At 50.9% G+C, this 24,498-nt stretch carries 15 protein-coding genes; 6 read left to right on the top strand and 9 right to left on the bottom strand.

Annotated features, from left to right (window positions below):
• The first annotated feature begins 414 nt into the window (after positions 1-414).
• Positions 415-2,511 carry an excinuclease ABC subunit UvrB gene (uvrB, locus tag JOD20_RS23110; protein WP_204757541.1) on the top strand — a complete coding sequence of 699 codons (2,097 nt, stop codon included), beginning with the start codon at positions 415-417 and terminating at the stop codon, positions 2,509-2,511.
• A 29-nt stretch (positions 2,512-2,540) separates the two neighbouring features.
• Here the strand turns inward: uvrB and JOD20_RS23105 are convergent, their stop codons facing one another.
• The 5 genes from JOD20_RS23105 to rpsF all read right to left on the bottom strand — a co-directional run bounded on the left by JOD20_RS23105 (position 2,541) and on the right by rpsF (position 6,146).
• A complete protein-coding gene (locus JOD20_RS23105; RefSeq protein WP_204757540.1) occupies positions 2,541-3,455 on the bottom strand; it encodes a PH domain-containing protein in 915 nt (304 codons plus the stop codon).
• 69 nt (positions 3,456-3,524) lie between these two features.
• On the bottom strand, positions 3,525-4,925 hold the full coding sequence (locus JOD20_RS23100; protein WP_204757539.1) for a SurA N-terminal domain-containing protein: 1,401 nt from the start codon (positions 4,923-4,925) through the stop codon (positions 3,525-3,527).
• A 97-nt stretch (positions 4,926-5,022) separates the two neighbouring features.
• Positions 5,023-5,283, bottom strand: a complete 261-nt coding sequence (gene rpsR, locus JOD20_RS23095) for a 30S ribosomal protein S18 (protein WP_012192483.1) — start codon at positions 5,281-5,283, stop codon at positions 5,023-5,025.
• 40 nt (positions 5,284-5,323) lie between these two features.
• A complete protein-coding gene (locus JOD20_RS23090; protein WP_204757538.1) occupies positions 5,324-5,821 on the bottom strand; it encodes a single-stranded DNA-binding protein in 498 nt (165 codons plus the stop codon).
• Positions 5,822-5,840: 19 nt separating this feature from the next.
• A complete protein-coding gene (gene rpsF / locus JOD20_RS23085) occupies positions 5,841-6,146 on the bottom strand; it encodes a 30S ribosomal protein S6 (RefSeq protein ID WP_164689323.1) in 306 nt (101 codons plus the stop codon).
• A 755-nt stretch (positions 6,147-6,901) separates the two neighbouring features.
• Here rpsF and JOD20_RS23080 point away from each other — a divergent pair.
• The 3 genes from JOD20_RS23080 (at position 6,902) to JOD20_RS23070 (ending at position 10,375) form a co-directional block, all read left to right on the top strand.
• Entirely contained in the window at positions 6,902-8,323 is a 1,422-nt protein-coding gene (locus JOD20_RS23080) for an aspartate ammonia-lyase (protein ID WP_204757537.1), read from the top strand.
• Positions 8,324-8,516: 193 nt separating this feature from the next.
• Positions 8,517-9,758 carry a WGR domain-containing protein gene (locus JOD20_RS23075; protein ID WP_204757536.1) on the top strand — a complete coding sequence of 414 codons (1,242 nt, stop codon included), beginning with the start codon at positions 8,517-8,519 and terminating at the stop codon, positions 9,756-9,758.
• 23 nt (positions 9,759-9,781) lie between these two features.
• On the top strand, positions 9,782-10,375 hold the full coding sequence (locus tag JOD20_RS23070; protein ID WP_204757535.1) for a hypothetical protein: 594 nt from the start codon (positions 9,782-9,784) through the stop codon (positions 10,373-10,375).
• A gap of 343 nt (positions 10,376-10,718) precedes the next feature.
• Here JOD20_RS23070 and alr read toward each other — a convergent pair whose 3' ends face one another.
• Positions 10,719-13,265: an alanine racemase gene (gene alr / locus JOD20_RS23065; RefSeq protein WP_204757534.1), complete on the bottom strand. Its 2,547-nt coding sequence runs from the start codon at positions 13,263-13,265 to the stop codon at positions 10,719-10,721.
• Between the two features lie 215 nt (positions 13,266-13,480).
• Between alr and JOD20_RS23060 the strand changes: the two genes are divergently transcribed.
• Positions 13,481-13,693, top strand: coding sequence for a helix-turn-helix domain-containing protein (locus JOD20_RS23060; protein ID WP_110515608.1), 213 nt, complete (start codon positions 13,481-13,483; stop codon positions 13,691-13,693).
• Between the two features lie 170 nt (positions 13,694-13,863).
• Here JOD20_RS23060 and JOD20_RS23055 read toward each other — a convergent pair whose 3' ends face one another.
• Together JOD20_RS23055 and JOD20_RS23050 are read right to left on the bottom strand one after the other, a co-directional pair.
• Complete coding sequence (locus JOD20_RS23055) at positions 13,864-14,631, bottom strand: DUF3800 domain-containing protein (RefSeq protein WP_204757533.1); 768 nt, start codon at positions 14,629-14,631, stop codon at positions 13,864-13,866.
• 131 nt (positions 14,632-14,762) lie between these two features.
• Positions 14,763-17,030 carry an ATP cone domain-containing protein gene (locus JOD20_RS23050; protein WP_204757532.1) on the bottom strand — a complete coding sequence of 756 codons (2,268 nt, stop codon included), beginning with the start codon at positions 17,028-17,030 and terminating at the stop codon, positions 14,763-14,765.
• Positions 17,031-17,664: 634 nt separating this feature from the next.
• Here JOD20_RS23050 and JOD20_RS23045 point away from each other — a divergent pair.
• Positions 17,665-19,962 carry a sensor histidine kinase gene (locus JOD20_RS23045; RefSeq protein WP_204757531.1) on the top strand — a complete coding sequence of 766 codons (2,298 nt, stop codon included), beginning with the start codon at positions 17,665-17,667 and terminating at the stop codon, positions 19,960-19,962.
• Here JOD20_RS23045 and JOD20_RS23040 read toward each other — a convergent pair.
• Positions 19,959-24,401, bottom strand: coding sequence for a GAF domain-containing protein (locus tag JOD20_RS23040; protein ID WP_204757530.1), 4,443 nt, complete (start codon positions 24,399-24,401; stop codon positions 19,959-19,961). The genes JOD20_RS23045 and JOD20_RS23040 overlap by 4 nt on opposite strands.
• Positions 24,402-24,498 lie beyond the last annotated feature (97 nt).

Raw genomic sequence — 24,498 nt, 5'->3', positions numbered from 1 at the left:
ACGGAAGGGTGGCGAAACGAATTTAAAGCAATCAGCGATTAATAAAAATGAAACCACGAAGAGCGCGAAGAACGCAAAGGGAGTGTTAACACAGCAGCGCAGAGGAAGTGAGGCTCTTGGCTTTTGGCTAGCGGACATCGGGGGAATAGACAACCCATAAACAATCCACGAAACAACTATTAGGGGGTGCTGGGGGATGAAAACCCCCAGCGTTTCCCTCCGGCGGAGGGACGGAAGGGTGGCGAATCAAAAGTAGCAATAAATCATTGACAAAGCCAAAAAACGCCAATCCCGATCGACTCGATCAATGCTAAAAAATCGTTATAATAACACAATTGTTCGATAATCAGTCGCAAGAACGACCATAAATAGCAGCAAGCGCAGTATAATTAATGATGTGATTTAGGAGGTCGTATGCCACCATTAAAAGTCCATGCACCCTACGAACCGCGTGGCGATCAACCACAAGCCATCGCCCAATTAGTCAATGGCTTGAACAGCGGGCTTGTCCACCAAACACTCTTGGGGGCAACAGGGACTGGCAAAACCCATACAATTGCACGGGTCATCGAACAGGTTCAACGGCCTACCTTGGTAATGGCCCACAACAAAACCCTTGCCGCCCAATTGTATGCAGAGTTTAAAGAATTTTTTCCTGATAATGCCGTCGGCTACTTCGTTTCGTACTACGATGCCTACACTCCCGAAGCCTACGTGCCATCGAAGGATTTGTATATTGAAAAAGAAGCGCAAATTAACGAAGAAATTGATCGTTTGCGCCACGAAGCAACCCAAGCACTGTTTACCCGCAACGATGTCATTATCGTCGCCTCGGTTTCGGCAATCTATGGGCTTGGCTCGCCAACCGATTACGGCCAAGTTGCATTAAAACTCAAACGAGGCGAGGTTCGTAACCGCGATAAAGTGCTGCGCACGCTGATCGATCTGCAATTTGAGCGCAACGATATTGATTTTCACCGTGGCACCTTCCGCGTGCGTGGCGATACACTCGAAATCTTCCCAGCCAATGCAGAAACCGCCTTTCGAATTGAAATGTGGGGCGATGAAATTGAGCGCATGGTCGAGGTTGATCCATTAACTGGCGAGATTTTAACCCAAAAAGATCACATCGAAGTCTTTCCGGCCAAGCACTTTATTCCCAACGCCGAGAAAATGCAGGCAGCCTTGAATGATATTCGGCTTGAGCTAGAACATCAAGTTGCGCATCTCGAAGGCGAAGGCAAAATTCTCGAAGCTGCGCGGCTCAAACAGCGCACGCTCTACGATTTGGAAATTATGGAAGAATTGGGCTATTGCTCAGGGATTGAAAACTACAGCCGACATATGGATCGGCGCGGCGAAGGCCAAACCCCGTGGACCTTGCTCGATTACTTTCCCGATGACTTTCTGTTGGTCGTCGATGAATCGCACATTTCGGTGCCGCAAATTCGCGGGATGTTCAATGGCGACCGTTCGCGCAAGCAAACCTTGGTCGATTTCGGCTTTCGCTTGCCCTCAGCGCTCGACAATCGCCCATTGATGTTTGATGAATTTTCCAAGCATGTGCATCAAGCAATTTATGTTTCAGCCACGCCTGGCGTGTATGAATATCAACATCATGAACAAGTGGTTGAACAAATTATTCGGCCAACTGGCTTGCTTGATCCAATGGTTGAAGTGCGCCGCACCCGTGGCCAAATCGATGATTTGCTTGGCGAAATCAAACAGCGGGTTGATACTGGCTCGCGGGTCTTGGTAACAACCCTGACCAAGCGCATGGCCGAAGATCTGACCGATTATCTCAAAGAAATGGGCGTGCGTACCCAATATTTGCACTCCGATGTGGATACGATTGAGCGGATCGATATTCTGCGTGATTTGCGCTTGGGCGTGTACGATGTGCTGGTTGGCATCAACCTGTTGCGCGAAGGCTTGGACTTGCCCGAGGTTTCCTTGGTGGCAATTCTTGATGCAGATAAAGCTGGCTTTTTGCGCTCAGAATCATCGTTGGTACAAATTATTGGGCGGGCAGCGCGGCACATCGATGGCACAGTGCTGATGTACGCCGATAATGTCACGCCAGCGATGGATTATGCCATTAGTGAAACCCGCCGCCGTCGCCAAATTCAAGAGCGCTACAATCAACAACATGGCATTGAGCCAAAAGGGATTGTCAAAGCGGTGCGCGATTTGACCCAAGGCATGAAGAAGGTTGCTGAAAAATCAGCAGCATACAAAACCAGCGAAAATCCCGATAGCATGACCAAAGAAGAGCTGTTCAAACTGATCAGCGAGCTGGAAAAGCAGATGAAACAAGCTGCCAAAGACCTAGAATTTGAAAAAGCGGCCTTACTGCGCGATCAACTTACCCAAATGCGCCAAACCTTGGCCCTGATCGACAACACCGCCTTGCTGGAAAGTGTGAGCCACAAACCACGTGGCTCAGCGCCAGTTGCCGTGGAAGATTCGGGCAAACGCAAAGTTAAAGGGCGCTCGCGCGGCAAACTTTAATCATTGCACTGCGCGGCTGGTTGAAGCAGCTAGCCGCGCACCACCACCCACACAGCAACCCCCAAAAAGAGTTGAATTACTGCGCTACCAATCAATAGCGCAAATGCGCCAGCGCGTGAAGAGCGATAGACCAACGCGCCAAAGCCTGCATTGATCAGCCACGCCAACAAGCCGACGAGTGGCAAGGCCAATAATTGCTCGCGGGCCTCAACGCCGCTCACCGCGCCAGTTGCGTCGATCCGAATTGGCACTTCTAAAGGCAATTGGTTATAGCGCCATGCAATTAAGCCCCAAACCGCAAAATTGAGCAACAGCCCAACAACTAATGTCCAACGGACTGCGTTATTCAGCCAAAAATCGTAGGCGATGCGGCTTGAGCGCACCACACCTTCGCTTTGAACCTGCACAACCCCCAAGTTGAGCCGACTTTCAAGCTCTTGGATAAAGCTCTCGCGTTGGGCTGGGGTAATGACATAGCTGCCGCCAGTTGTGCGCAAAAGCAGGGCTTGAGCGGCTGGCTGCGTGCTGAAGAAATTCAACACATGGTCATCAGCAGCTTGGCCAACCCCGGTTGTATAGGCAAATCTGGTCAAAAGGCCGGGCTTTTGTTTCACGCTGACACTTGGCTCAACCGCCGTAATCAAGTTCATCGGCACAACGGCGGTATTGCCAAGCCAGTGAATCGTTAAGGCATTGCGGTCGACCCGATAATGCAAGGTTAAGGCGCTACCAACCCGATAGAGCATAATTAAGCTAATCAAAAAGCCCGAAACTGCGCTTGCAAACCAAGCAAAGGTTGTTAAATCGATGCGCCATGACGTTGCAGCACCGCTGATATCGGCGAGTAATTGTGTGGTTGCCCAAATTGTTGCCGCAATTACTAGCAGCGTAATCACTAGCGCAACCCAGACTCGCAAAGTTCGTTTGGCCCACCATCGATTCATGGGAACTCCTCAGCTTAAACAACAAGTGGCGGGTCGGCATTGACCCGCCACTATTCTACCTGTTTTTGCTTATGGTGTTGGCGTTACGACAGGAGTTGAGGTCGTTGCGCTGGCAGGGGTTGCCGTTGGCGTAGCTTCGCTTGCTGGCGTTGCCGTTGCCGCCGCCGGATCGGTGGTTGGCTGCGGAATCGTGGTTGGAATTGGCTCAATTGTTGGAGGAATGGTGGTAGCGGTCGGTTCTGGGAACTGCTGCACATTCGATGTAGCTCGTTTCTCCTCGACCCACTTCGTCACCGCTTCATCACGCTTGGTTGCCAAATCGCTTTGGCTTGGGCGTAATTCGCGTTGATGCACCAACACAATGTGCCAACCTTCAGCTGATTGATATGGCTCACCAATGACCCCAACCTCTTGGGTTGAAATTGGCTCGGTGATGCCCAAGGCTGCATATTGGGTCAGTGGTTGCATCCCAGTGGTTGGATTATCGGTTGCATTATCGGTAGTATTCAACAACTGCACATCGGTAAAGACCTCAGTGCTGGTCAATTGAGCAGCAACATCATCGATTTTGGTTTTGGCTTGCGCCCACTTGGTCACCGTCAAGGGGTCGGTTGGATCGGTGATATTGGCGGTTACGAAAATTTGCTGGGCATCAGCATAAATTTCCTTGGTTGCCTGATCTTCGGTTACCAACTTTTCGCCTAGCTTTTTGCGGAGCAATTGTAAGCGTTCTTGATGCAACACAAAATCTTTGAAGGCAGCGCGATCGAATGGCAAGGTAGCCAAGCCATAGCTTGAAGTTTCTTCAATAAATTCGCGCAACGTGCCAAAGTAGGTCGTAATGGCTGAGTCAACCCGAGCGCTTGCTTCGCTCAAGGTTGGAGTTGGCGTTTGCGTTGGGGTCAACGAAGCGGTATCAGTCAAGCCATTAGTTGAGGTAACTGGGGCAACTGGGTTCATCACTTCGTTGGCGGGTGCAAACTTGGCGGCCAAACTTTGTTGCAATTCTTCGTCGCTTACGGTGATACCTTCAGCGGTAGCATTGCTTTCAAGCACCTTATCGTTGATTAACTGATTGAGCACAGCATAATCAAGCGGGGCATTTTTATCTTTCAAGCCAGCAATATAATTGGTCACATCAGTTGCAAATTGCTCGGTGCCTTGCAATTGATATTGAGCATATTGCTGAATTTGCTGCGCCAAGTTAACTGCTTGCTGCGCTTGCATAATTTGGCGATATTGTTGATATTCAGCGTTGCTAACTTCAACCCCAGCGACGCTAGCCACAGTTTTGTTGGGCACAATCACCTTTTGGATGACCAAGCCAATCCCAATTAACAACACAGCCAAGCCAACTGCGGCAGCGGCAATTAGCAATACCTGTGAGCTTTGCTTACGTTCTTGATCCCAGCGCGCTCGTTGCCGTTTGGTCATGGGCTTTGCGGGCTGCACGTTATCGTTCTTTGCCATAATCCTTGCCTACTCCAATGGGGGGTAATCTAAAGTAAAGCAGGCACAGCGCGGATCTCGCGACTGTGCCTGAGCTTCGTTAACCAACGACGCAGAATTAACCGCGGGTATTTTCTGAAACGAATGGCAACAGCGCTAAGTGACGGGCGCGTTTGATTGCAACATTCAATTTGCGTTGATATTTAGCACATGTGCCAGTGCGGCGGCGGGGCAAAATCTTGCCACGATCGGAGACCATGCGTTGCAAGCGTTTGATATCTTTGTAATCTGGCACAATACCTTCAGCCGTGAAGACACACACTTTGCGACGTGGTGTGTATTTGCGGCGACCTGCCGACTTACGGCGTTGATCTGACATGCGAACGGCTCCTTGTATGTTCTAGTAAGTGAATTTCAAATTAGAATGGGATATCGTCATCGCCGATATCTGGCTCGTTGGTGTAGCCACCGCCATAGTTACCGCCACGATTATAATCATTGGCGGAGTTATCGCGTGGCGGGCGGGCATTGCCGCCAGCTTGGTAGCCACCGCTGCGCGCTTGGCCTTGGCCCTGTTGCTGGTCGCTGCGATCAAGAATGATCATATCGCTAGCAACCACTTCGGTGCGAAAGCGCTTTTGGCCGCTATCGTCGTCCCACGAGCGGGTTTGCAGCCGACCCTCGATATAGACGCGGCTGCCTTTGGTCAGATACTGATTACAGATCTCGGCCAATTTGTTCCAGACCACGACCGAAAACCATTCGGTTTCATCGCGGGTCTCGCCATTGGGGTCTTTCCACTGACGACCAGCGGCGACAGTGAAGTTGGTCACGGGTGTTCCTTGAGGCGTAAAGCGCATTTCAGGATCTTTGCCCAAGCGACCAATAATCATCACTTTATTTAAATCTTTCGCCACGGTTTCCTCCCCGTTGGTTTTAGCGCTTGGTTTCGTCGCGGATCAACAAATAGCGCAAGATTTGTGGAGCCAATTTCAAGTGGCGTTCCACTTCGGTCACGCGATCTGCGTTCAAGGTGAAGTGGGTCAAGAAGTAAAATCCTTCGGTGTAGTCGTCGATTGGGTAGGCCAATTTGCGACGGCCCCAAGGAGCGCCTTGTTCGGTGCTAGCTACTTCGCCGCCTTGGGCTTTGATGTAGCTTTGGATGGTCTCGATGGTCGTGTTGAGTTCTTCCTCGCCACCCAAATCAGGGCGCAGGACGGTCATCATTTCGTATGCACGCACGATGTTTTCACCTACATGAAACATTAAATGCCACCGTTTCATGGCACGGGGCCGCCAATATCCAATTGAGTTATATGCATGGAGTCAAGGTGTTGCCAAGGCAACAAGCACCCAAGGGTGCGGGGAGGGTTCGCATGGAACCACTCGAAGACTCCTTCCTTCGGGTTTGCCCCGTTTTGGCGTTGGGTTTGGTGGCCGCAAGCCTACGGAGCAGAAAGGCCGCAGCAGTATAGCATAAAAGTTGCACCTAAGCAATGAGAACATAGAGCATAAGGATGAAGGATGAATGATGAATTATGAGGGATGAATTATGAGGAAGTAGGATTCAGGGCTTTGGGCTTTGGGCTATTGAAAAATAATTATTCGTGGCTAAAAATAAAGAACATAGAACATAATCCCACAAATCTGTGTCAATCTGTGGCTAAAAAACAAGCCTTCGAGCAATTCGTGGATCACTATTTTAACGCAGAGGCGCAGAGAAGAGTATGGCTATTGTCTATTGGCTTTTGGCTAGCGGAATTTTAGAGTGTGAGACCTAATCCTTCGTTCTATAGCCAATAGCCTAGAGCCAATAGCCTGAACTTCGTGCCCTTCGTGGATCAAAATTCACACCCAATCCCCAGCCCCCAACAACCGATCCCCACCATGTACGTGGTCAAACCCGCCACTTTTGCTTGGTAACTATCGACCAGCATTGTGAAAAGCATCGCGTATAATAGGCACACTATTGATTCGAGCTTTCACGTGGAGGTTTTATGTCGGCTGAGTTTCGTGTGGAGAAAGATTCGCTCGGTGAGGTACAGGTGCCAGCGTGGGCATTGTATGGAGCACAGACTCAACGAGCAGTGCAGAATTTCCCAATCAGCGGCCTGAAACAGTACCCTGCATTCATTTGGTCAATGGCGACAATCAAAAAAGCTGCCGCCCTTGTCCACCAAGATTTGGGCTTGCTAGATGCCAAAATGGCCGAAGCGATTGTGCAAGCAGCAGATGAAGTGATCGCTGGCAAATTGAATGATCACTTTGTGGTAGACCCATTCCAAGCTGGCGCTGGCACATCGCACAACATGAATATCAACGAAGTGATCTCAAATCGGGCTAACCAAATTTTGGGCTTCGACATCGACGATCCCAAAAAGCCAGTCAACCCCAACGATCACGTTAATATGGCGCAAAGCACCAACGACACCATCCCAACCGCCTTGCGCTTGGGTGCATTGTGGCGCTTAGATGAGTTGGTCAACACGGTTTTGGGCTTGGCCGATGTTTTGGCTGCCAAAGGCCAAGAATTCGACCACGTGGTTAAATCGGGCCGCACCCACTTGCAAGATGCAGTACCAGTGCGCTTGGGCCAAGAATTCAATGCCTATGCCAAAGCTGTACGCCTCGATGCCAAACGCATCCAAGCTGCTGGCGATCGCTTGCGCGAACTTGGCATCGGCGGCACGGCCACCGGTTCGGGTTTGAACGCGCACCCAGAGTATCACGCGCGTATGGTCACCAAACTGATTGGCCTGACCGGCATTGAATTGCAAACCTCAGACGATTTGTTTGAACGTATGCAAAGCATGGGCGACCAAGCCGATTTCTCAGGCTCAATGCGCGCCTTATGTGTCAGCCTGATTCGGATTGCCAACGACCTGCGTTTGTTGGCCTCTGGCCCAGCTACTGGCCTAGATGAAATTCGCTTGCCAGCGGTGCAGCCAGGTTCATCGATTATGCCTGGCAAAGTTAACCCAGTGTTGGCCGAAATGCTTAACCAAGCCTGTTTCCATGTGATGGGCAATGATCACGCTGTGACCTTGGCCGCCCAAGCTGGCCAATTGGAACTCAACGTGATGATGCCAATCATTGGCTATAACATTTTCCAAATGATGGATGTGCTGATCGGCGCAGTTAAAGCCTTTACCGAAAAGTGTGTCTTGGGCATTCAAGCCAACGAAGAAAAAGCCACTGGCTGGCTGGCCAAGAACGCGATTTTGGTAACGGCACTCAACCCAACGATTGGCTATCTCAAAGGCGCTGAAGTGGCCAAAGAAGCCATGGCCACCAACCGCACCATCCGCGAAGTGGTGGTTGAAAAAGGCTACCTAAGCGCAGAAGAAGCCGATACACTGCTCGACGTTCGGGCCATGACCGAAGGCGGTATCTTCGGTGGCGGCGGCGCTGGCGGCTAAACCGCAGCCCAAAATCAAATAGCATTGAACCCTTGCTTGAATTGAGCAAGGGTTTTTTTATTGCTGGACGCAAACATAAAACTGTGACTTTGTTTGACACAGCGGCTTGCTAAAGTAAGGCCAGCAAAACCAAGTGGCACAATGCACAGGTTTGAGCGTTAGACGATGGTTTGAGTATATGCGAGGTGCAATTGTGGGTACTGCAATCGGTGCTCCCCAAGGCGAACCAACCCAGCGCCGCAAATTCCAGCTGACCAACCTAGATGGCAATAACAACAAATACTATCTGGTTGAAATCTGGCAGCTTGCAGCGAATGATGTTTTTTTTCGCGCCACCTATGGCCGCGTTGGCTCCGCCGCCCAAGTGGATGAGAAAGTGACGAACCACGAATGGATCGAGCGCAAAATTCGCGAAAAGGTCAAAAAAGGCTATCACGAGGTGGCATTACACCGCCCAAGCGTTGTGGCAGCAGCACCAGAGCCGGTTGTGACCTTGGCCGAGCCAATTCGCAAGGTGATTGATTATATTTTCGATGAGGCTGGCGAGGGCATTGCTTCGTACTTGGCAGTTGGCCTCGATGCAATTTCGGCTGAGCAAATTGAGCATGGCCGCAAGTTGCTCAGCCTCGCCCATTTGCAACATAGCACATGGCAGCAAAGCCAAACGCCAGCAAATTTGGCCTTGCTCAGCAGCACAGTTCAACATTTTTATAACACTGTGCCAACCAAATTACCCAGCAAGATCAAGCGCGAAACTGTGGTCGAGAATTTTTGCAACGACTTCGACGAGCAAGAAACACGCTTGCATCAATTAGAAGCAGCAATCGCCACCATGACCGCCCAACAGCGCAATCCGCAGGTTTCACGCTACGAAACCTTGGGCGCTGAGCTGGATCTGCTGGCCCAAAACGATGATCGCTATCGCCAAATTTGCGATTACGTGGATCGCACCAGCGTCCATGGCTACAAAGTGTGGGTCAACAGCATTTTTACGCTCGATATTGGAGCCGAGCGCCGTAACTTTGAGCAAAATCAGCTTGGCCGCAGCAATACCCAATTGCTCTTCCACGGCACAGCGGGCCAAAATGTGCGCCACATCTTGCGCAGTGGCTTGGTTTGCCCACGCACGCCATCGAATGGCCGTATGTTTGGCCACGGGATTTATTTTGCCAATAAAGCCACCAAATCAACCAATTATTGCTCGGTCCGGCGCAATCGCCCGCTGTTTCTCTTTTTGGCTGATGTGGCGGTGGGCAAGCCCTTCGTTGCGCCAACTGCCCAAAGCGATTTTCGGGCAGCGCCCAAGGGCTTTGATTCGGTTTGGGGCAAGGCTCAGCACACCACTGCTTGGGGTGGCAAATTGCAATACGATGAATTTATTGTCTATCAATCAGCCCAACAAAGTTTGCGCTATTTGGTGCTTTTCGATCGCTAGCTTATTAATTTTTGGAGGCTTATATGCAACTCGGTGATTGGGTTGAATTTGAAATTATTGTCAGCAAACAATCAAAAGGCCCAGGCAGCAGCCCATCAACCCAAAATATGGGTCGGGTACGGCGGGGCATGGTGATTGGCGTGCGCAATGTGTATGATGTGGTTGGTGGCAATCCGCCCCAATTAGCCAACCCCCAGCCAGTTTTGATTGTGGCGGTTTCGTTGCATCGCGCGTATCGGGTTTTCCCCCATGATGCGACTCCAACCAGCCCACCAACGCCGCGCCGCAGCCGTCAACGGCGGGTTGCCTCGCCCCCAAACCAACCTGTGGCGATGAGCAACGACGACGACGATTGGCACGCGGTTGATGATCAACAATTAAGTTTATTAATTGCCGAGCAAATTGGCACATGGATCACCGCAGGCCAAATGTTTACGGCCTATGACATTACGATGGCGCTGCGTACGGCCAACCCACGCTTGATCATCAAGCATGATCGGGTACGACCACTGGTGCATAGCGTCATGAATTCGGCGGTGGTCAGTGGCTTGTACGAACGCGAAAGCGCCTCATTTAACACCAACCAAGCCACGCGCTACTTGCCAATCGAAGCCTAAGCAAAAGGATGAAGTATGAGGGATGAGGGATGAAAGCCAGAACAAAGAACAAAGAGCATAGAGCATAGAACATAGGAGTTGGGGATTGGGGATCGGAAATTTAACCCTGCGCCGCTGCGTTAAACGAACAGGTATTTAATGCAGCGGCGCAGAGCTTTTTTAGGATGGAGGCTAAACGAAAGAACATAGAACATAAGGAGTGGTTATAGGCTACAGGCTCTTGGCTAGCGGAACATTTTGTGGTGTTGCAATAGCCCATAGCCCATAGCCTTCTCTTCGTGCTCTTCGTGTCCTTCGTGGTTACCAACTCCTAGCTCCCGATCCCTGAACCCTAGCCCCTCGTTTAGCGCTCGGCAAAATGCTCAACTGGCTCACGTGGCACGCGCGGCAAGATCGCCGAAACCACTTCATAGGCATTTGTGCCCAACCACTCAGCCACTTCTTCGGCGCGAATCCGATCAGTGCCCTGTTGACCAATCAGCACCACCTGGTCGCCACGCTGAACATGATCAAGCTTGGTTACATCGATCATCGCGTAATCCATACACACCCGACCAACGACTGGCGCTCGTCGGCCATGAATCAGTACTTCGCGCCACGGCTGAGGCGCACGCCGAAAGCCATCGGCATAGCCCACCGGAATCGTCGCAATCTGCGAGGGGCGCTTGGTAACGAAGGTGCAACCATAGGAAATTGGGCTGCCAGCCGCCAATTGGCGCACTTGGGCGACTTCGGTCTGAAATTCCAAAACTGGTTGTAAGCCCAAACGCACATCGCTGCTTGGGTCGATGCCATACAAGCCAATGCCAGCCCGCACCATATCGTAGCGCGCACTAGGATGAACCATCGCTGCGGCACTATTGGCGGCGTGCACCACTGGCGGGCGTAATCCGCGCTCAGTTAATTGATCAAGCACATGCTGAAAGCGCTGTTGTTGCAGTTCAAAAAAGCTGGTATCAGCTTCATCGGCATTGGCAAAATGGGTGAAAATACCCACAACTTCAATGCCCGCCAAGCCATTCAGCCATGCGATAAAATCCACAGCGTGCTCGATCACCAAACCAAGCCGCGCCATGCCAGTATCAATTTTGACATGAACTTGGGCTTTAATCCCCAAGGCTAGGGCTTGTTCGTGCAACGATTGAGCAACATGACGATCAAACAGGGCCACGCTAATCCGATTGAGCAACACTTCGCGCATTTGCCAAGCTGGCGTATAGCCCAAAATCAAAATCGGCGCAGCAATATCTGCTTGACGCAAATGCAAGGCTTCGCCCAAAGTTGCCACTGCCAATTCACTTGCGCCATGCAACAACACCGTGCGCGCTGAACGCACTGCGCCATGGCCGTAGGCATCGGCTTTGAGCACCGCCATCAACGGCACACCAGCAGCTTGGCGAATCGCCTGCACGTTGCTCGCCAAGGCATCAAGATCAATTCGCACGGTTGTTGGCCGATCGGGTAGGCCAATTCGCACGTTGCGCCAGACATGTTCTTGCCGCACCAAGACTTGGCGCGGATCGCTTGCTGCAGACAATAATCCAGCCACCACATGTTCCATACGAGCTTCAGCAGCACCCTTAACCAGCACCAAATCGCCTGCGCCAAGATCGCTTGGCACTGCGGCAAGCGCTGCCGCCGCACTATGCACGCTAATGGTGTTAATTTGATAACCGTTGGTTAAGCTTAGTTCACGTGCCCGATTGGCCGCGAGCGCAGCTTGATCGCCTTTGGTAATTAATAGATCAACATGCTCGGCGGCGATTTGGCCCACTTGTTGATGAAAATGAGGACTGGCAACACCCAATTCAGCCATATCACCCAGAATTGCAATCCGGCGGCGGGCTGGCAACGAACCAAGGGTTTGCAGCGCAGCATACACCGATTCGGGGGCTGCATTAAACGTGTCATCAATAATTGTTGCGCCATTGCGACCAGCCACTGGGTTGAAACGACCATGAGCTGGCGCTAAATCGGCTAGGGCTGCCTTCATTTCGACCAAACTCAGGCCTGCAACATAGCCAACCGCAATTGCAAACGCCGCCGCCTGCACACTTGGCACGCCACTTGCTGAAAGGTGAATGCGTTCAGGGGCATGTTCAGGTATGTGGATAGTAAAACGGGTTGTCTGAACGGTGCTGGTCACATCGCTCCAACGAATTTCACACGCTGCATTCTGCCCAACCCGCAGAAGGCGAGCGTGCGTTTGTTCAGCCATCGCAGCCACAAGGGGATCATCGCCATTCAAGATTGCGTAACCGTGGGCGGGTAACTGTTGAATAATAGCGGCCTTTTCGTGGGCAATTGCGGCTTGTGAGCCAAAGGCCCCAATATGTGCCGAACCAACATTGGTGACAATGCCAATCTCGGGGGGAAACAGCTGACAGAGCTGGCGAATCTCGCCTGGATGATCGGCCCCAAACTCCAAAACTGCCCATTGCTGGGCCTCAAGCTCAGCCATCGTTACCGACAAACCTAAATCGGCATTGAACGAGCGCGGGCTACGCAGCACTGCGTAACGGCTCGCTAAAACTTGGGCAATCGCCCGTTTGGTCGAAGTTTTGCCAACGCTGCCAGTAATCGCCACTGTGCGCGGCGCGTGTTTGGCAAATTGGGCTTTGGCCCAACGCTGTAACAAGCCCAACGGATCATCACAAGTTAAGACGCTGATTGATGCAGGAATGGCGCTTGGTGCATATTGACAGACCACGCCGCTCGCACCAGCGGCAATTGCATCGCGAATAAATCCATGACCATCAGCCCGCGCTGTTTGCAGCGCAATAAATAGATCACCAGTTCGGGCGAGACGCGAGTCATAGGCCCAACCTGACCATTGTATTTGGTCGCCAGCCTGCGCTAGGTGCGCTCCGGCGGCGATTAAATCACTCATATGAATCATGAAATTCCTACTCAACATACAACCCAACCTGTGTGGTTGGGCTAGCAAGCAACAGCCGCGTATCCCACATGGCTTCCCTACTTATGGGGATGCATTATAGCCAAAATTGGCGACCTTCGTCCTATCAGGATATGTGCATAGCGCCAAGTAGAACGGTTGTATAATCGCAGTGTGTGTTGGTATTTTATCTCGTGGAGGGATGTTTTATGCAACGGATTCGAGTAGTGCTACGCGAAGTGGCGCAACAAAAGGGTTTCAACATCACATCACTAGCCGACGCAGCCAAAGTCAACCCCGAAACGGTTCGCAAACTGTGGCACGATGAATCGAAGCGCATCGACCGCGAGAACCTTGAGAAAATCGCGAATGCGCTCCAAGTTAGCCCGCTGATGCTTCTCTCAGTCGGCGGTAAAGACTAAGAAACAATGAAGGTCGGGATAACCCGACCTTCATTGTTTCTAGTAGTAGAATATTCAACACATTTCATTGACAGCGAGGGGTAGCCATGCTATGATCGCAGTATCTAAAAAATTTGCTCCATTATATGCGAAAGTCGGCTCCATGCCGTGCGCTCGGTAAACGAGCCTAGCTATAATGGAGCAATTTTATTTAACTCAAAACTATTTTTTCGATCATAAAATTTTTCACGTTCTCTTGCTTTTGTATCGTATAAATCGAAAATGAGGCTAATTTTTGAACGAACAATATCAATATACCGAATTTCACTGTAGATAAATGCTCGCTGCACAGCCCAATTCATATAATCAATAATTGATAAACAAGGCTCAGCACTAGGAGTTTGCGCATAAATCTGGCGTTGATTCTGCATAATTCGATTATTTTTCTGCTCAAACCTTGTAACTGCTTCGTTAATGGCACTATTGAGTGGCTCTTGGCGGGTACTGGAACCACGCTGAGAAAAATAAATATGATTTGTACGATGCAGATGCAAATTATTTTGAAATAAAACGCTAATAAGGTGATGATAAAATTGTGTTTCTTTGGCTTGAAAGTTATTGCGGAAAACTTTTTCTACCTTCCGCGCAACCACAAACTGGGCACTAAATTCCATCGTCGCAATTTCTTCGAAAAAGCTATTGCGAATTTGGGCCACATCATTTTTTGCATGCAGTGCCTTCTTGGTTTTAGCCAATGATGGAATCTGCTGATACTCAGGCTTATTCACAACAGACTGCTGAAATTGCTGAACATGGCTGCGCAATCGTGCTGGATCATCGGTTTTGATGAAACCAAGCAGCAATATTTTAGAACATCCCTGTTCACCAACAATTAAGTTACCGCGTTTATCGTAAAAAGTCGGATCGCCAGATTCATCCACGAAAAAAATAACAATCATTTGCTTTCATTTCGTCCATCCTCGTAATTCGATCGTTTACAATCATAGCTAAAGTTGCGGGCTGAACAAGCTATAGTTGTAACCCATAGTCATTCAGCCCGCAAAAAATTCAATTCAGTAGTATATTCAGCTTAAAGGAAATCGATTTCGCACGCACCTGACATACAGGCCAATTCTTGCGCTGCCGTGGTCAAATCTTCTTCTTCGTAGCGATAGACTTTCGAGAAGTCGATTGGCGGGAATTCTGCCGCCAGCTTTTCGTATTCTTCGCGGCCAATTTCCACATATGGCATTTGGGCATAATTGGCATCAAACGATGGCAAGAAGGCCATCCCACCAATTACTTCGCGATTTTCCCAAATCCACTTCATCACTTCCATCACTTCATCGGGCTTGTAGGTAATCGTCACCGATGGATTGTGCTCAGTCCAATTGAGTTTGTTTTGCAACCAATAGTTACATTGCTCAATCGCGCCCCGACTGTTGCGCGTGATGGCATTTTCTGGCGCTTTGACTGGGAAGTGCACAACCCAGGTCGTTGCATCATCACGGGTCTGTCCGTTTTCAGGGTCCATCGGCACGCCAGCATCACGCAACACTTTGTAAATTGGCGAGTGCGTACTGACCCGCACGTTGCGAATGTAATATGGTGCCCAGCGTGAGTGCAAACCTGAAGCACAATCCAGCAGTTGGCTGCTGTTGCCGCTTGGCTTAACACAGGTAATCGACACCGATTGATTGATGCCCAACTTTTCGGCATACTCGCGATTGACTTCAATTGCAATTTCGAGCAAACGGCGCTGCACTTCTGGATCTTGGGCCACTGTGCTATCCATTTGGCCAGTGATGTCTACGCCGAGCAAGCGTTCTTCTTGGCAATTTTCCGACCATTGAGGCCGCAAGCCTGGGAAGTGGGTCGCCATCGATTGGATCGTGCCGATAATTGTGGCAACTTCGACTTTTTCGCGCAAGCTTTCAAAGGTATCGTCGGCGCGAGCAACCGCTGCCGTCAAATTACAAAACTGGTAAGGCCGCAGAATAATTTCGCCACATGGATTCGTGCCAAATTCGGCGGGCTTACGACGAGCTGGGCGCATATCGATCGCGCTTTGGCGATTAAAAATGCCAGGTTCGCCACGACCAGATTTCACCATCGTCAAAACTTGCTCAATAATCTCGAGTTGGGTCAAGCCACGAGCTGGCCAAACCGCTGAGTTGTTGGCATTCCAGCGCTGGCTATTTTCGCGGTCGAAATCGCCATCTTTAGCGGTCAGCATATCGTGATCATCATAATCGAACAGACTGATCATTGCTGTTCTGCGGACCCCACCACTGACCGCAGCATTGCCAACCGAGCACATAATGTCGTGAGCATCGATTGAGCGCAGGAACGAGCCTTGGCGCGCCAAAACCCGTGAGCGGGCAAAATCGAGCATCTGGCGGAACGGCTCAGGCCCTGAAGCACGGCCACCTTTGATCCGCAAGGGTGCGCCAGCAGGTCGCAACTGCGAAAGATCAAAACTGACATCGTTGCCATCGAACCAGGTTTGCAAGCCAAAGCGTAGCGCGTCGGCCCAGCCCTCAGCTGAATCTTCGACGACATATTGGGTGGCAGGCGCGCCAGATTGACGCTTGACCCGTGGGAATTGCTCGATGTACTTGTGTTCGACTGAGAAGCCCACGCCACAACCGCTCATCGAAATAATCAAAGCCTCGACAAATGAGTCGATGCTATCGACTGGCAAATACGAGCAGTTGTAAATCGCAATATTGTTGCGGCGAGCAGCAGGCCCAGCCATCGCCAACAAGCGCATCGATGGCATGGCGCGCATTTCGAGAATCGCTTGGCGCACCCGATTGTAGTCAGCGTCAGCAAGCTTATTATCGGAAATTTCGCGCAAGAAATTCACCGAGCGATCGACGGTTTCGATCCAAGTTTCGCGGCGGCCCAAATCGTAATCGAAGCGCGAATACTTATCGAAGAATTGGAATTTTTGCAATGGCGAGGGAAAGTATTGGTCTGATTCGGCAAAGGCATGGCGAATCGCTTCAGGCACAGGTCGTTGTTCACGCTTTTTGGCATGTTCAGCCCGATAGAGAATATAGCTCTTGGCGGCATCAAACTCGCCAGCAGCTTGCAACATCACCTCAACCGTATCTTGCACGGCTTCGACAGTTGGGGTGGTGGTATATTTAGCTGCCAAAATATTGACCACCCGTTGGGCCAATTCGCCAACGGTAATATGTGGTTGACGGCCTAAACCAGCAAAACAGCGGGTTAAGGCTCGTTCAATGCGGGCTACATCAAAAGCCACTTCACGACCATCACGCTTGATAATCGTGGCTGGCGGCGTTACTTGGCGGTCATCGAGCGGGGTCAAGGTGACCTGTTCCGTCATAACCAAGTCCTTTCAAACATCCAAAAAATGAGAACAAAAAATTAAGCGTGCAATCAATCGGCGATTACAAGCGCAATTACAAGATTTTTTCGATTGGGTGCGTGTGCATTTAACGCAGAGGCGCAGAGCAATCCATTAATAGTGGCCGCATTAATTCGCAACCATGAATACCTAGCGATTGAGCCTTCCCATTAAAAAACAGCAAGCAAAAGATGAATACTCTTGCTTACTGTAGAAACTCAAAAAAAGATGCGTTACGCAATGTAACGCATGGGTAAAGCTCAATTGTAAAGGGTGCTTTGTTGAAAGCTAGGAAGCTTGTGCAATCCAATATATAGTATGTCTTTTTAGCTGTCAACACTACATCTAGTAATTTTTATGGAAAGTGAGCTAAAAAAACGAGTTGCAATCGTTGGCTATTTAGCAGATTCTAACGGTGCAAAACTTGCTTATCCACAAGCTATAAACAGTAGTCTAACCCATTTTAATGAAGATTAGAAAATCCTAAATTGCTCAAAATCACGCCTAAAGGTTAAACCAAAAGCGTGATTTAAACGATCATCATGCAACTGTAATGTACGCCCAACCACGTTTGGCTCTATAATGAGCTAGGGACTTTAGACAAGGTATTTTTATGGCGCACGCAAGCAAGCCAAAACCAACCATTGCATGGAGCTTGATCATCGGGCTGCTGCTTGGTCCAGCCTTATTGATTATCCTGCGCCTGTTTCCTGCGCTCGATCTGCGGGTTCAATCGCCAGCTGGCCATTTTTGGATTGTCACGATTGCCCTGCTGATCGGTTTAGGCATGATTGGCTTGATGATTCGGGCAGCCTTAGTGCGTCGCGATGGCCGGGCATTAATGCTTGGCTTAGGCTTTTTGGCCATGTCGCTAATGTTTTTGGTGCATGCGATCGCCACGCCTGGGGTAATGTTCAGCAACACCTCGGTCGCAACCCAATGGTCAACGCCATTGGCGCTCTTCGTGGCCTCGATTATTTTTGCCTTGAGCATGAGCCAACGGCTTGCAGAAGGCCTAATTCGCTCGTGGCAACGCTGGATGCTGGTTGGCTTTGGGCTGTGGGTAGGCTATGCGCTCTTGATGATGGCCTATATTCCGAGCACCATTACTGAAACTGCGCCCGCGCCAACCAGCCAGCCAACCCAGCTTAGCGCTGACACAGCGCCTGTGCCAGTTACCACGCCGCAACCAATCACCAGCGCTAACCCCCATTCGTTGCATAACGAAATGCGTAGCCTTGCGCCAAACGTCTTTCCGTTTATCGTTTGGCTTACGGTGGCCTTGTTTGGCTGGACGGCGTGGTTTTATGCCAAGCAATGGCGAGCCAACCCAACCTTGCCCTTAGCAACGTTTATCATTGCGGCGATTCTCTTGGCCGAAACTGCCTTGGCTGCCTTGTATGGCGAGCTATGGCAATTATCGTTTTGGAGCTATCACGTGCTGCTGCTGGCAGCGATTGGCACCATTACCTATGGCGTGATTCGCGGCGTGGAGCGCACTGGCTCGTTGACCAGCGCCGTCGAGGGCCTATTGCTCAAAAGCACGCTGCAACGCCAACAAGCAGGCTTTCAGAACGCCATGAGCCAATTGCTGAATGCCTTTGAAGCAGGCGACCGCAGCACCAGCCCAAGTTTGCGCCGCGAACTCAGCCAACAATTTGCCTTGGCCGAAGATCAACTCGACCTTTTGCAGCAAGCTGTCGGCTTGGTGGCCCAAGATCGCGAGCAAAGCCGCCGCTTGCAAGCCTTGGTCGACATCAGTTATACCGTGACGCTCGAATTAGAAGCTGATGCCTTGATCAGCCGCGTAGTTGCCAGTTTGGCCAATATGCTGCAACCAGCCTTGGCCGCAGTTGGCTTGCTTGATGCAGAGCATTTGCAAATTCAAGCTCAACATTATTTGATCAAAGGCGAGCCATCGCACCAAGCCTTGAGCCTGCCGCTCAGCGCCTTCCCGATGGAATGGTTAACGGTCACCGATTTACCCTATATCAGCGCGCTTACCGGCCCACTCAAGCCCTTAGCGGTCAATCAACAACAAGCCTACTTGATTCCATTACAACACCGCACCCAGTTGATTGGGATTTTGTTCTTGCAACTCAACGCCGATCAACAGATCGATGCCCGCAGCGAAGGCGTGTTGCAATCGGTCGCGGCCCACCTTGCCAACGGCATTATCAATAGCCGCTTGTATAGCGCCTTACAAACCGAGCACCAACAATTGCAGCGCAGCGAGCAATTGCGCGAACAAATGAATCAGATGGTTGTCCACGATCTCAAAAATCCGCTGACGGTAATTATCAATTATCTTGATTTGTTGCGTCGCCAAAACTTGCCTGAGAGCCAACGCGAGTTGGTCGAGGGGGCACGCCGCTCGTCGCGCACGTTGGTGGGCTTGGTTTCCGATTTATTGGATACAGCGCGCTTGCAAGAAGGCCACATGAGCATCAACCGCGAACATGTGCCAATCGCCCCGCTTTTGAATAATGTGGCCAACGAGTTGCGTTCGTGGGCAGAACAAGAAGCCAAAGTTATTTCAATTCAGGCAGATGCAGAGCTATATGCGACGATCGATGGCGATTTGATGCGGCGGGTTTTGAGCAATCTGCTTTCAAATGCCATCAAGCATACGCCAATCCAGACCGAAATTAAATTAATTGCCTATCAAACAGCTGGCAACATTAATTTCCAAGTGATTGATAATGGGCCTGGCATCCCTGAGGCCTTGCAAGACTCGCTGTTTGATCGCTTTACGACGCTAAGCGAGCAGCAATATGCCCGCCAACGCAGCACCGGCTTAGGCTTGTATTTCTGCAAATTGGCGGTCGAAGCTCACGAGGGCACAATTGGGGTGGTCAGTAATCCAGAATCAGGCACAACCTTTACCATCACCATGCCCGACCATAATTAAGCACCAGCAACTTTGAGCGCCACCAGCGTAATATCGTCGTGTTGGGGATGATCGCCGATAAATTGGTTGATTTCGTTAATCACCAAATCAACCCATTCAGCGCTGGTTAGGCTATGCTCGTGTTGGCGCAGCAACTCCTCGAAGCGCTCAAAGCCCCACATATCACCTGTGTTATTCTTCGATTCAACCACGCCATCGGTATAGAACAACACCATATCGTTTGGCTCAAGCTGATAGCTGGCGGTTTCGTAGGGCGTGTTGGCCATAATTCCCAGCGGAAAGTGCGGGCCGGGCGCGGTTGCATAGACCAAATCGCCATTCGCGCGCCGAATAATTGGATCAAGCTGGCCTGCATTCGCCAAAGCCAACTTTTTATCGCCTATATCAAAGGTCGCATAGGCCAAGGCCACAAAGGTATGGCGCGGAATATCCATCGTAACCCAGCGATTGGTTTCTTGCATGACGATTTGCGGCGTTTCGTGATCCCACGCTTCCGAGCGCACAATCGAACGTGCCACCGCCATCAACATCGCGCCTGGAATGCTCTTGCCTGAAGCGTCGCCGACCATCAAGGCCCAGCGGCCATCGCGTAACTCGGTTACTTCGTAGAAATCGCCGCCAGTTTCGCGGGCTGGCAAACAGACGGCTGCCAACTCCACGCCGTGGGCCACCGGCAAACTCCGCGGAAACAAGTTGCTCTGAATTTGACGCGCAATCTCTAATTCTTGCTCAACCCGCGTTACCGATTCTTGATACAAGCGCGCATGCTCAAGTGCGGTTGCTGCTTGATTAGCAAAAGTCATGGCCAATTCGGTATCGCCTTGGGTAAAAGCATTGGGCTGTAACGAATTAATATTCAGCACACCCAACACAACCCCTTTGCTAATCAAGGGCACGCCAATCCACGAGCGCACGACGCTGGGCATCGGCGAGCGCGTCCATTGCGGGTCGCTAACCGTATCGGGAACCACCAACGGCTTGCCGCTCAACATCACCCGTCCAGCGCCACTGCTCAGATCAAGCGGGAAGGTCAATTCGCGCCATTCAACCGCCAATTGCTCATCTTGGGCTTGGCGCGCGACAATCCGCAACAAATTATTCGATGGCAACATCACCGAAGTCGAATCGAAGGTAATAACTTTGCGCAATTCACGCAAAATCAAATCGAGCACTTCATCGGGATTAAAGGTTGTGTTGAGCACGCGGGCAATTTCGCGCATGGTTTCGGCGGTGCGGTGGGCAGTTTGTTCAGCTGCATACAAGCGGGCGTTGCGCACACTCAAGGCTAGTTGTCGCCCAACATTAAACAAAAATTGCTCGTCGCTTGGCCCAAAGGCTGCTGGCCGCGTTGCCCGCACTGCCAGCACACCCAAAGGCTGGGCCGAAGCAATCAGCGGCACGCTCAGCCACGAGTGCATAAAACCAGAATTGGTCGGAATTGGCGGCTCAACCAAATCGGGGTGCAAGGCCCAATCGCGATAAATATCGTTCATGCGCAGCGGCTTGACATGCAGATACGTCCAGCGCGTCAGCGAGCCATCGGGCAAAGGATGGCCAATCACCGCAGTTTGAACTTCGTGGCCTTCTTCGAGCACAACCGCCGTTTCAACCCGATCGGCGCTGCCAATCACCACTTGGAAGGCATCGGCATTCAGAAAACTGCGCAACACCAAATCCAACGAACGCAGCATTTCATACAAATCGAGGGTCGACGTGACCAATTGCGTGATTCGTTGTTGGGCATCAAGCTCGGCCAATTGGCGCTCGCGTTGGGCAAACGAACGCGCATTTTGAATTGCCAAGCCCAATTGATGGGCCACTTGCAACATAAATTGCTCGTCGCTCTCGCTGAAATGACTGGCACTCATCGATTGAGTGGTGATTGCGCCCAGCACTTCGCCACGATGGTTGATCAACGGTGTGCCAAGCCACGACAGGGCCACCTCATCGTTGACCTGCACCGTTTTCAATTCAGGGTAAAGCGTAGGAATATCAGTGACGGTGTTGTTGAAGCGCAGCGCTTTGGCATTGCGCAAAATCCAAGCAGTTGGCGTGTTTGGCGGGAGCGATGTACCAACCATCGAGCCATAATCAAGCAACTCACCACGCTCAACCACACACAAATCTTCAATTACATAGGTTTTGGGATTATTTAATAAGATATAAAAGCCATCGATTTTGAGAAACGAGGTCAATAATGGATTCAGCCCACGGAACATCTCATGAATATCCATGGTGCGGTTGAGCAATTCGCCAACCAATTTGAGCGTATTCAGCTCGTTTAATTGGCGTTCACGTTGGGCAAATAAGCGCGCATTTTGAATCGCCAAGGTCAGCTGTTGGCCAAGCTGCGCCATAAACTGCTCATCGCGGGTACTAAACACATTAGCCTGAAAACTTTGGATCGCAATCAAGCCAATCACGTTGGTGGTTTGGTCGTTGAGCGGCACGCCGAGCCACGCCTTGGTGCGCTCGGAGGAAATTCGCACATTATTATCTTCAGGCGCAACAGCGGTTGAGGTTTCCTGCGAAATATCGCCAAAGCGCAGCGGCTTGCGGGTATGCAACACTTCCCAGGTTGGCGTGTGTTCGGGCGGAATCAGCCCAATCATCCAACGAAAATCGCCCTCGCCCTCACGATTCAAAGCATAGACCGCCTCGACCATGTGCGTTTTTGGCTGATTCAGCATCACAAAAAAGCCATCGATATGCAAAAACTCAGTTAATACTGCATCGATCGCGCGCAGCATTGCCTCAATTTCAAGCGTCGAGCCAAGCAAACTGCTAATTCGTTGCAGGGCGTTGAGTTCGGCCAATTGGCGCTCACGCTGCTGATAGAGCTGCACATTCAGCACATGCAAACTAACTTGGCTGGCTACCGATTGCAGAAAAAAGCGGTCGCGGTCGCTGAAGGCATAGGGTTGATAATTTTGAATCGCAATCACGCCCAAAGGCCGACGATTGGCATCGAGCATCGGCACGCCCAGCCAGCTTTCCGAAGGCGCGCCTTTGATCGTGCGCCGAATAATCGTCGGATAATGGCGAATATCCCGCGAAACATGGCGCAAAAATAATGGCTCGCATTTGCTCAGCACCCAATCAGTAAACGAGCCTTTACGCGGCATCGCCTCTTCGCTCAAATAGGTCGCTTCGTTATCGTCCTCAATCGCAATGCTATCAGTCAATAATTGGCGTTCAGGATCGTAAATCGCCATATAAAACACATCGACTGGCAAAAACGAGCGAATCGCATCATTTAATTGATGCAGCAAGGTTGAGAGGTTGAGGGCGCGTACCGTGGCGGCGCTAATCGCGCTCAGCGCCTCTAGTTCGGCAATTTGGCGGCGTTGCTGGGCCAGAATATTGCCATGCTCCAAAGCCAAAGCCAATTGATTGCTGACTACTTGCAGCAACTCAACTTCTTCAGTTTTAAAATCCCGTTGCTCAGTTTGACCAACCAAAAGCACGCCAATCACGGTTTCATGGCGACGCAATGGGATGGCGAGCGTCGTCGCGAGGTGGTTGAGTTGGGCCATTTGCCAATATTTGGATTGGCTCTGATGATCGACAATTGCGCTATTGCTGCTAATTGCAATTCCAAAAATCGAATCCAGCGCCACAAACGATTCGGGCAAGCTGCCGTTGGGCAAACCACGCTGCACAATCGGCTGTAATTCGTTGGCGTTGAGCGAACAGACCACGCCAGCATCGAGATGCATCAATTCCAGCATAAAATCGAGTGCCAGCCCAAACATCTCAGTTAATGGCAGCTGCTGGGTTAGCATCGCCGCAATATCGCTGATGACGAATAAATCGGCGTTACGCAGCTCAATTTGGCGCTCTAACGAGCCAGTTAATTCAGCTTGGCGATGCGAAAGCAGGGCATTTTCCAGCGCCACCGCCATGGAGTTAGCAATCCGCGTCAGCAGATCAAGATCAGCTTCGTCGAATGCGCCAACGGTATAGCTTTGCAGCGAAATCACGCCCAGCGCCGAGGTGCCAATCACCAAGGGCACGCCCATCCAGCCGCGTGAGAGCTTATCGCTGCCAAATTGCAACAGTCGGGGCAGGCCAATCGATTCACGCTCAGTCGTCAGATCGCGAAACAACAACGGCTGGCGCTGGCGAATCAAATAGCCAGTCAGCGGGCCAATTGGGTCGTGTTCGCTAAACTCAATCACCCCTTCATCAACCAACATAGCGATGCGATAAGCGCTATCGTCATATTGGTCGGAAAGGGCGATAAAACAGGCATCAAATTTCCAAACCGTCTGCAATTCTTGGTAGATAGTACGCAACAACTCGAACGAATCCTGTTGCCCACGACAAGCAAGCCCAATGCGATAGAGCGCATCGAGAGCACGTTGAGTTTGATGGCGTTCAGCCTCAAGGGCTTCCACCCGACTTTTGAGCGTGGGTTTACGAGTACGTTGGGTCATAAGCAGAACCGCAGCAGTTTTACCAGCGCAAACATAGCACAAAATAGCATGCAGATCAACCAACTCCAAGAGCAAACATAGTACCAACAGCCTAATC

The organism is Herpetosiphon giganteus (genome assembly GCF_016907925.1).
GTDB lineage: Bacteria > Chloroflexota > Chloroflexia > Chloroflexales > Herpetosiphonaceae > Herpetosiphon > Herpetosiphon giganteus.
This window is presented reverse-complemented; position numbering and strand designations above follow the sequence as displayed.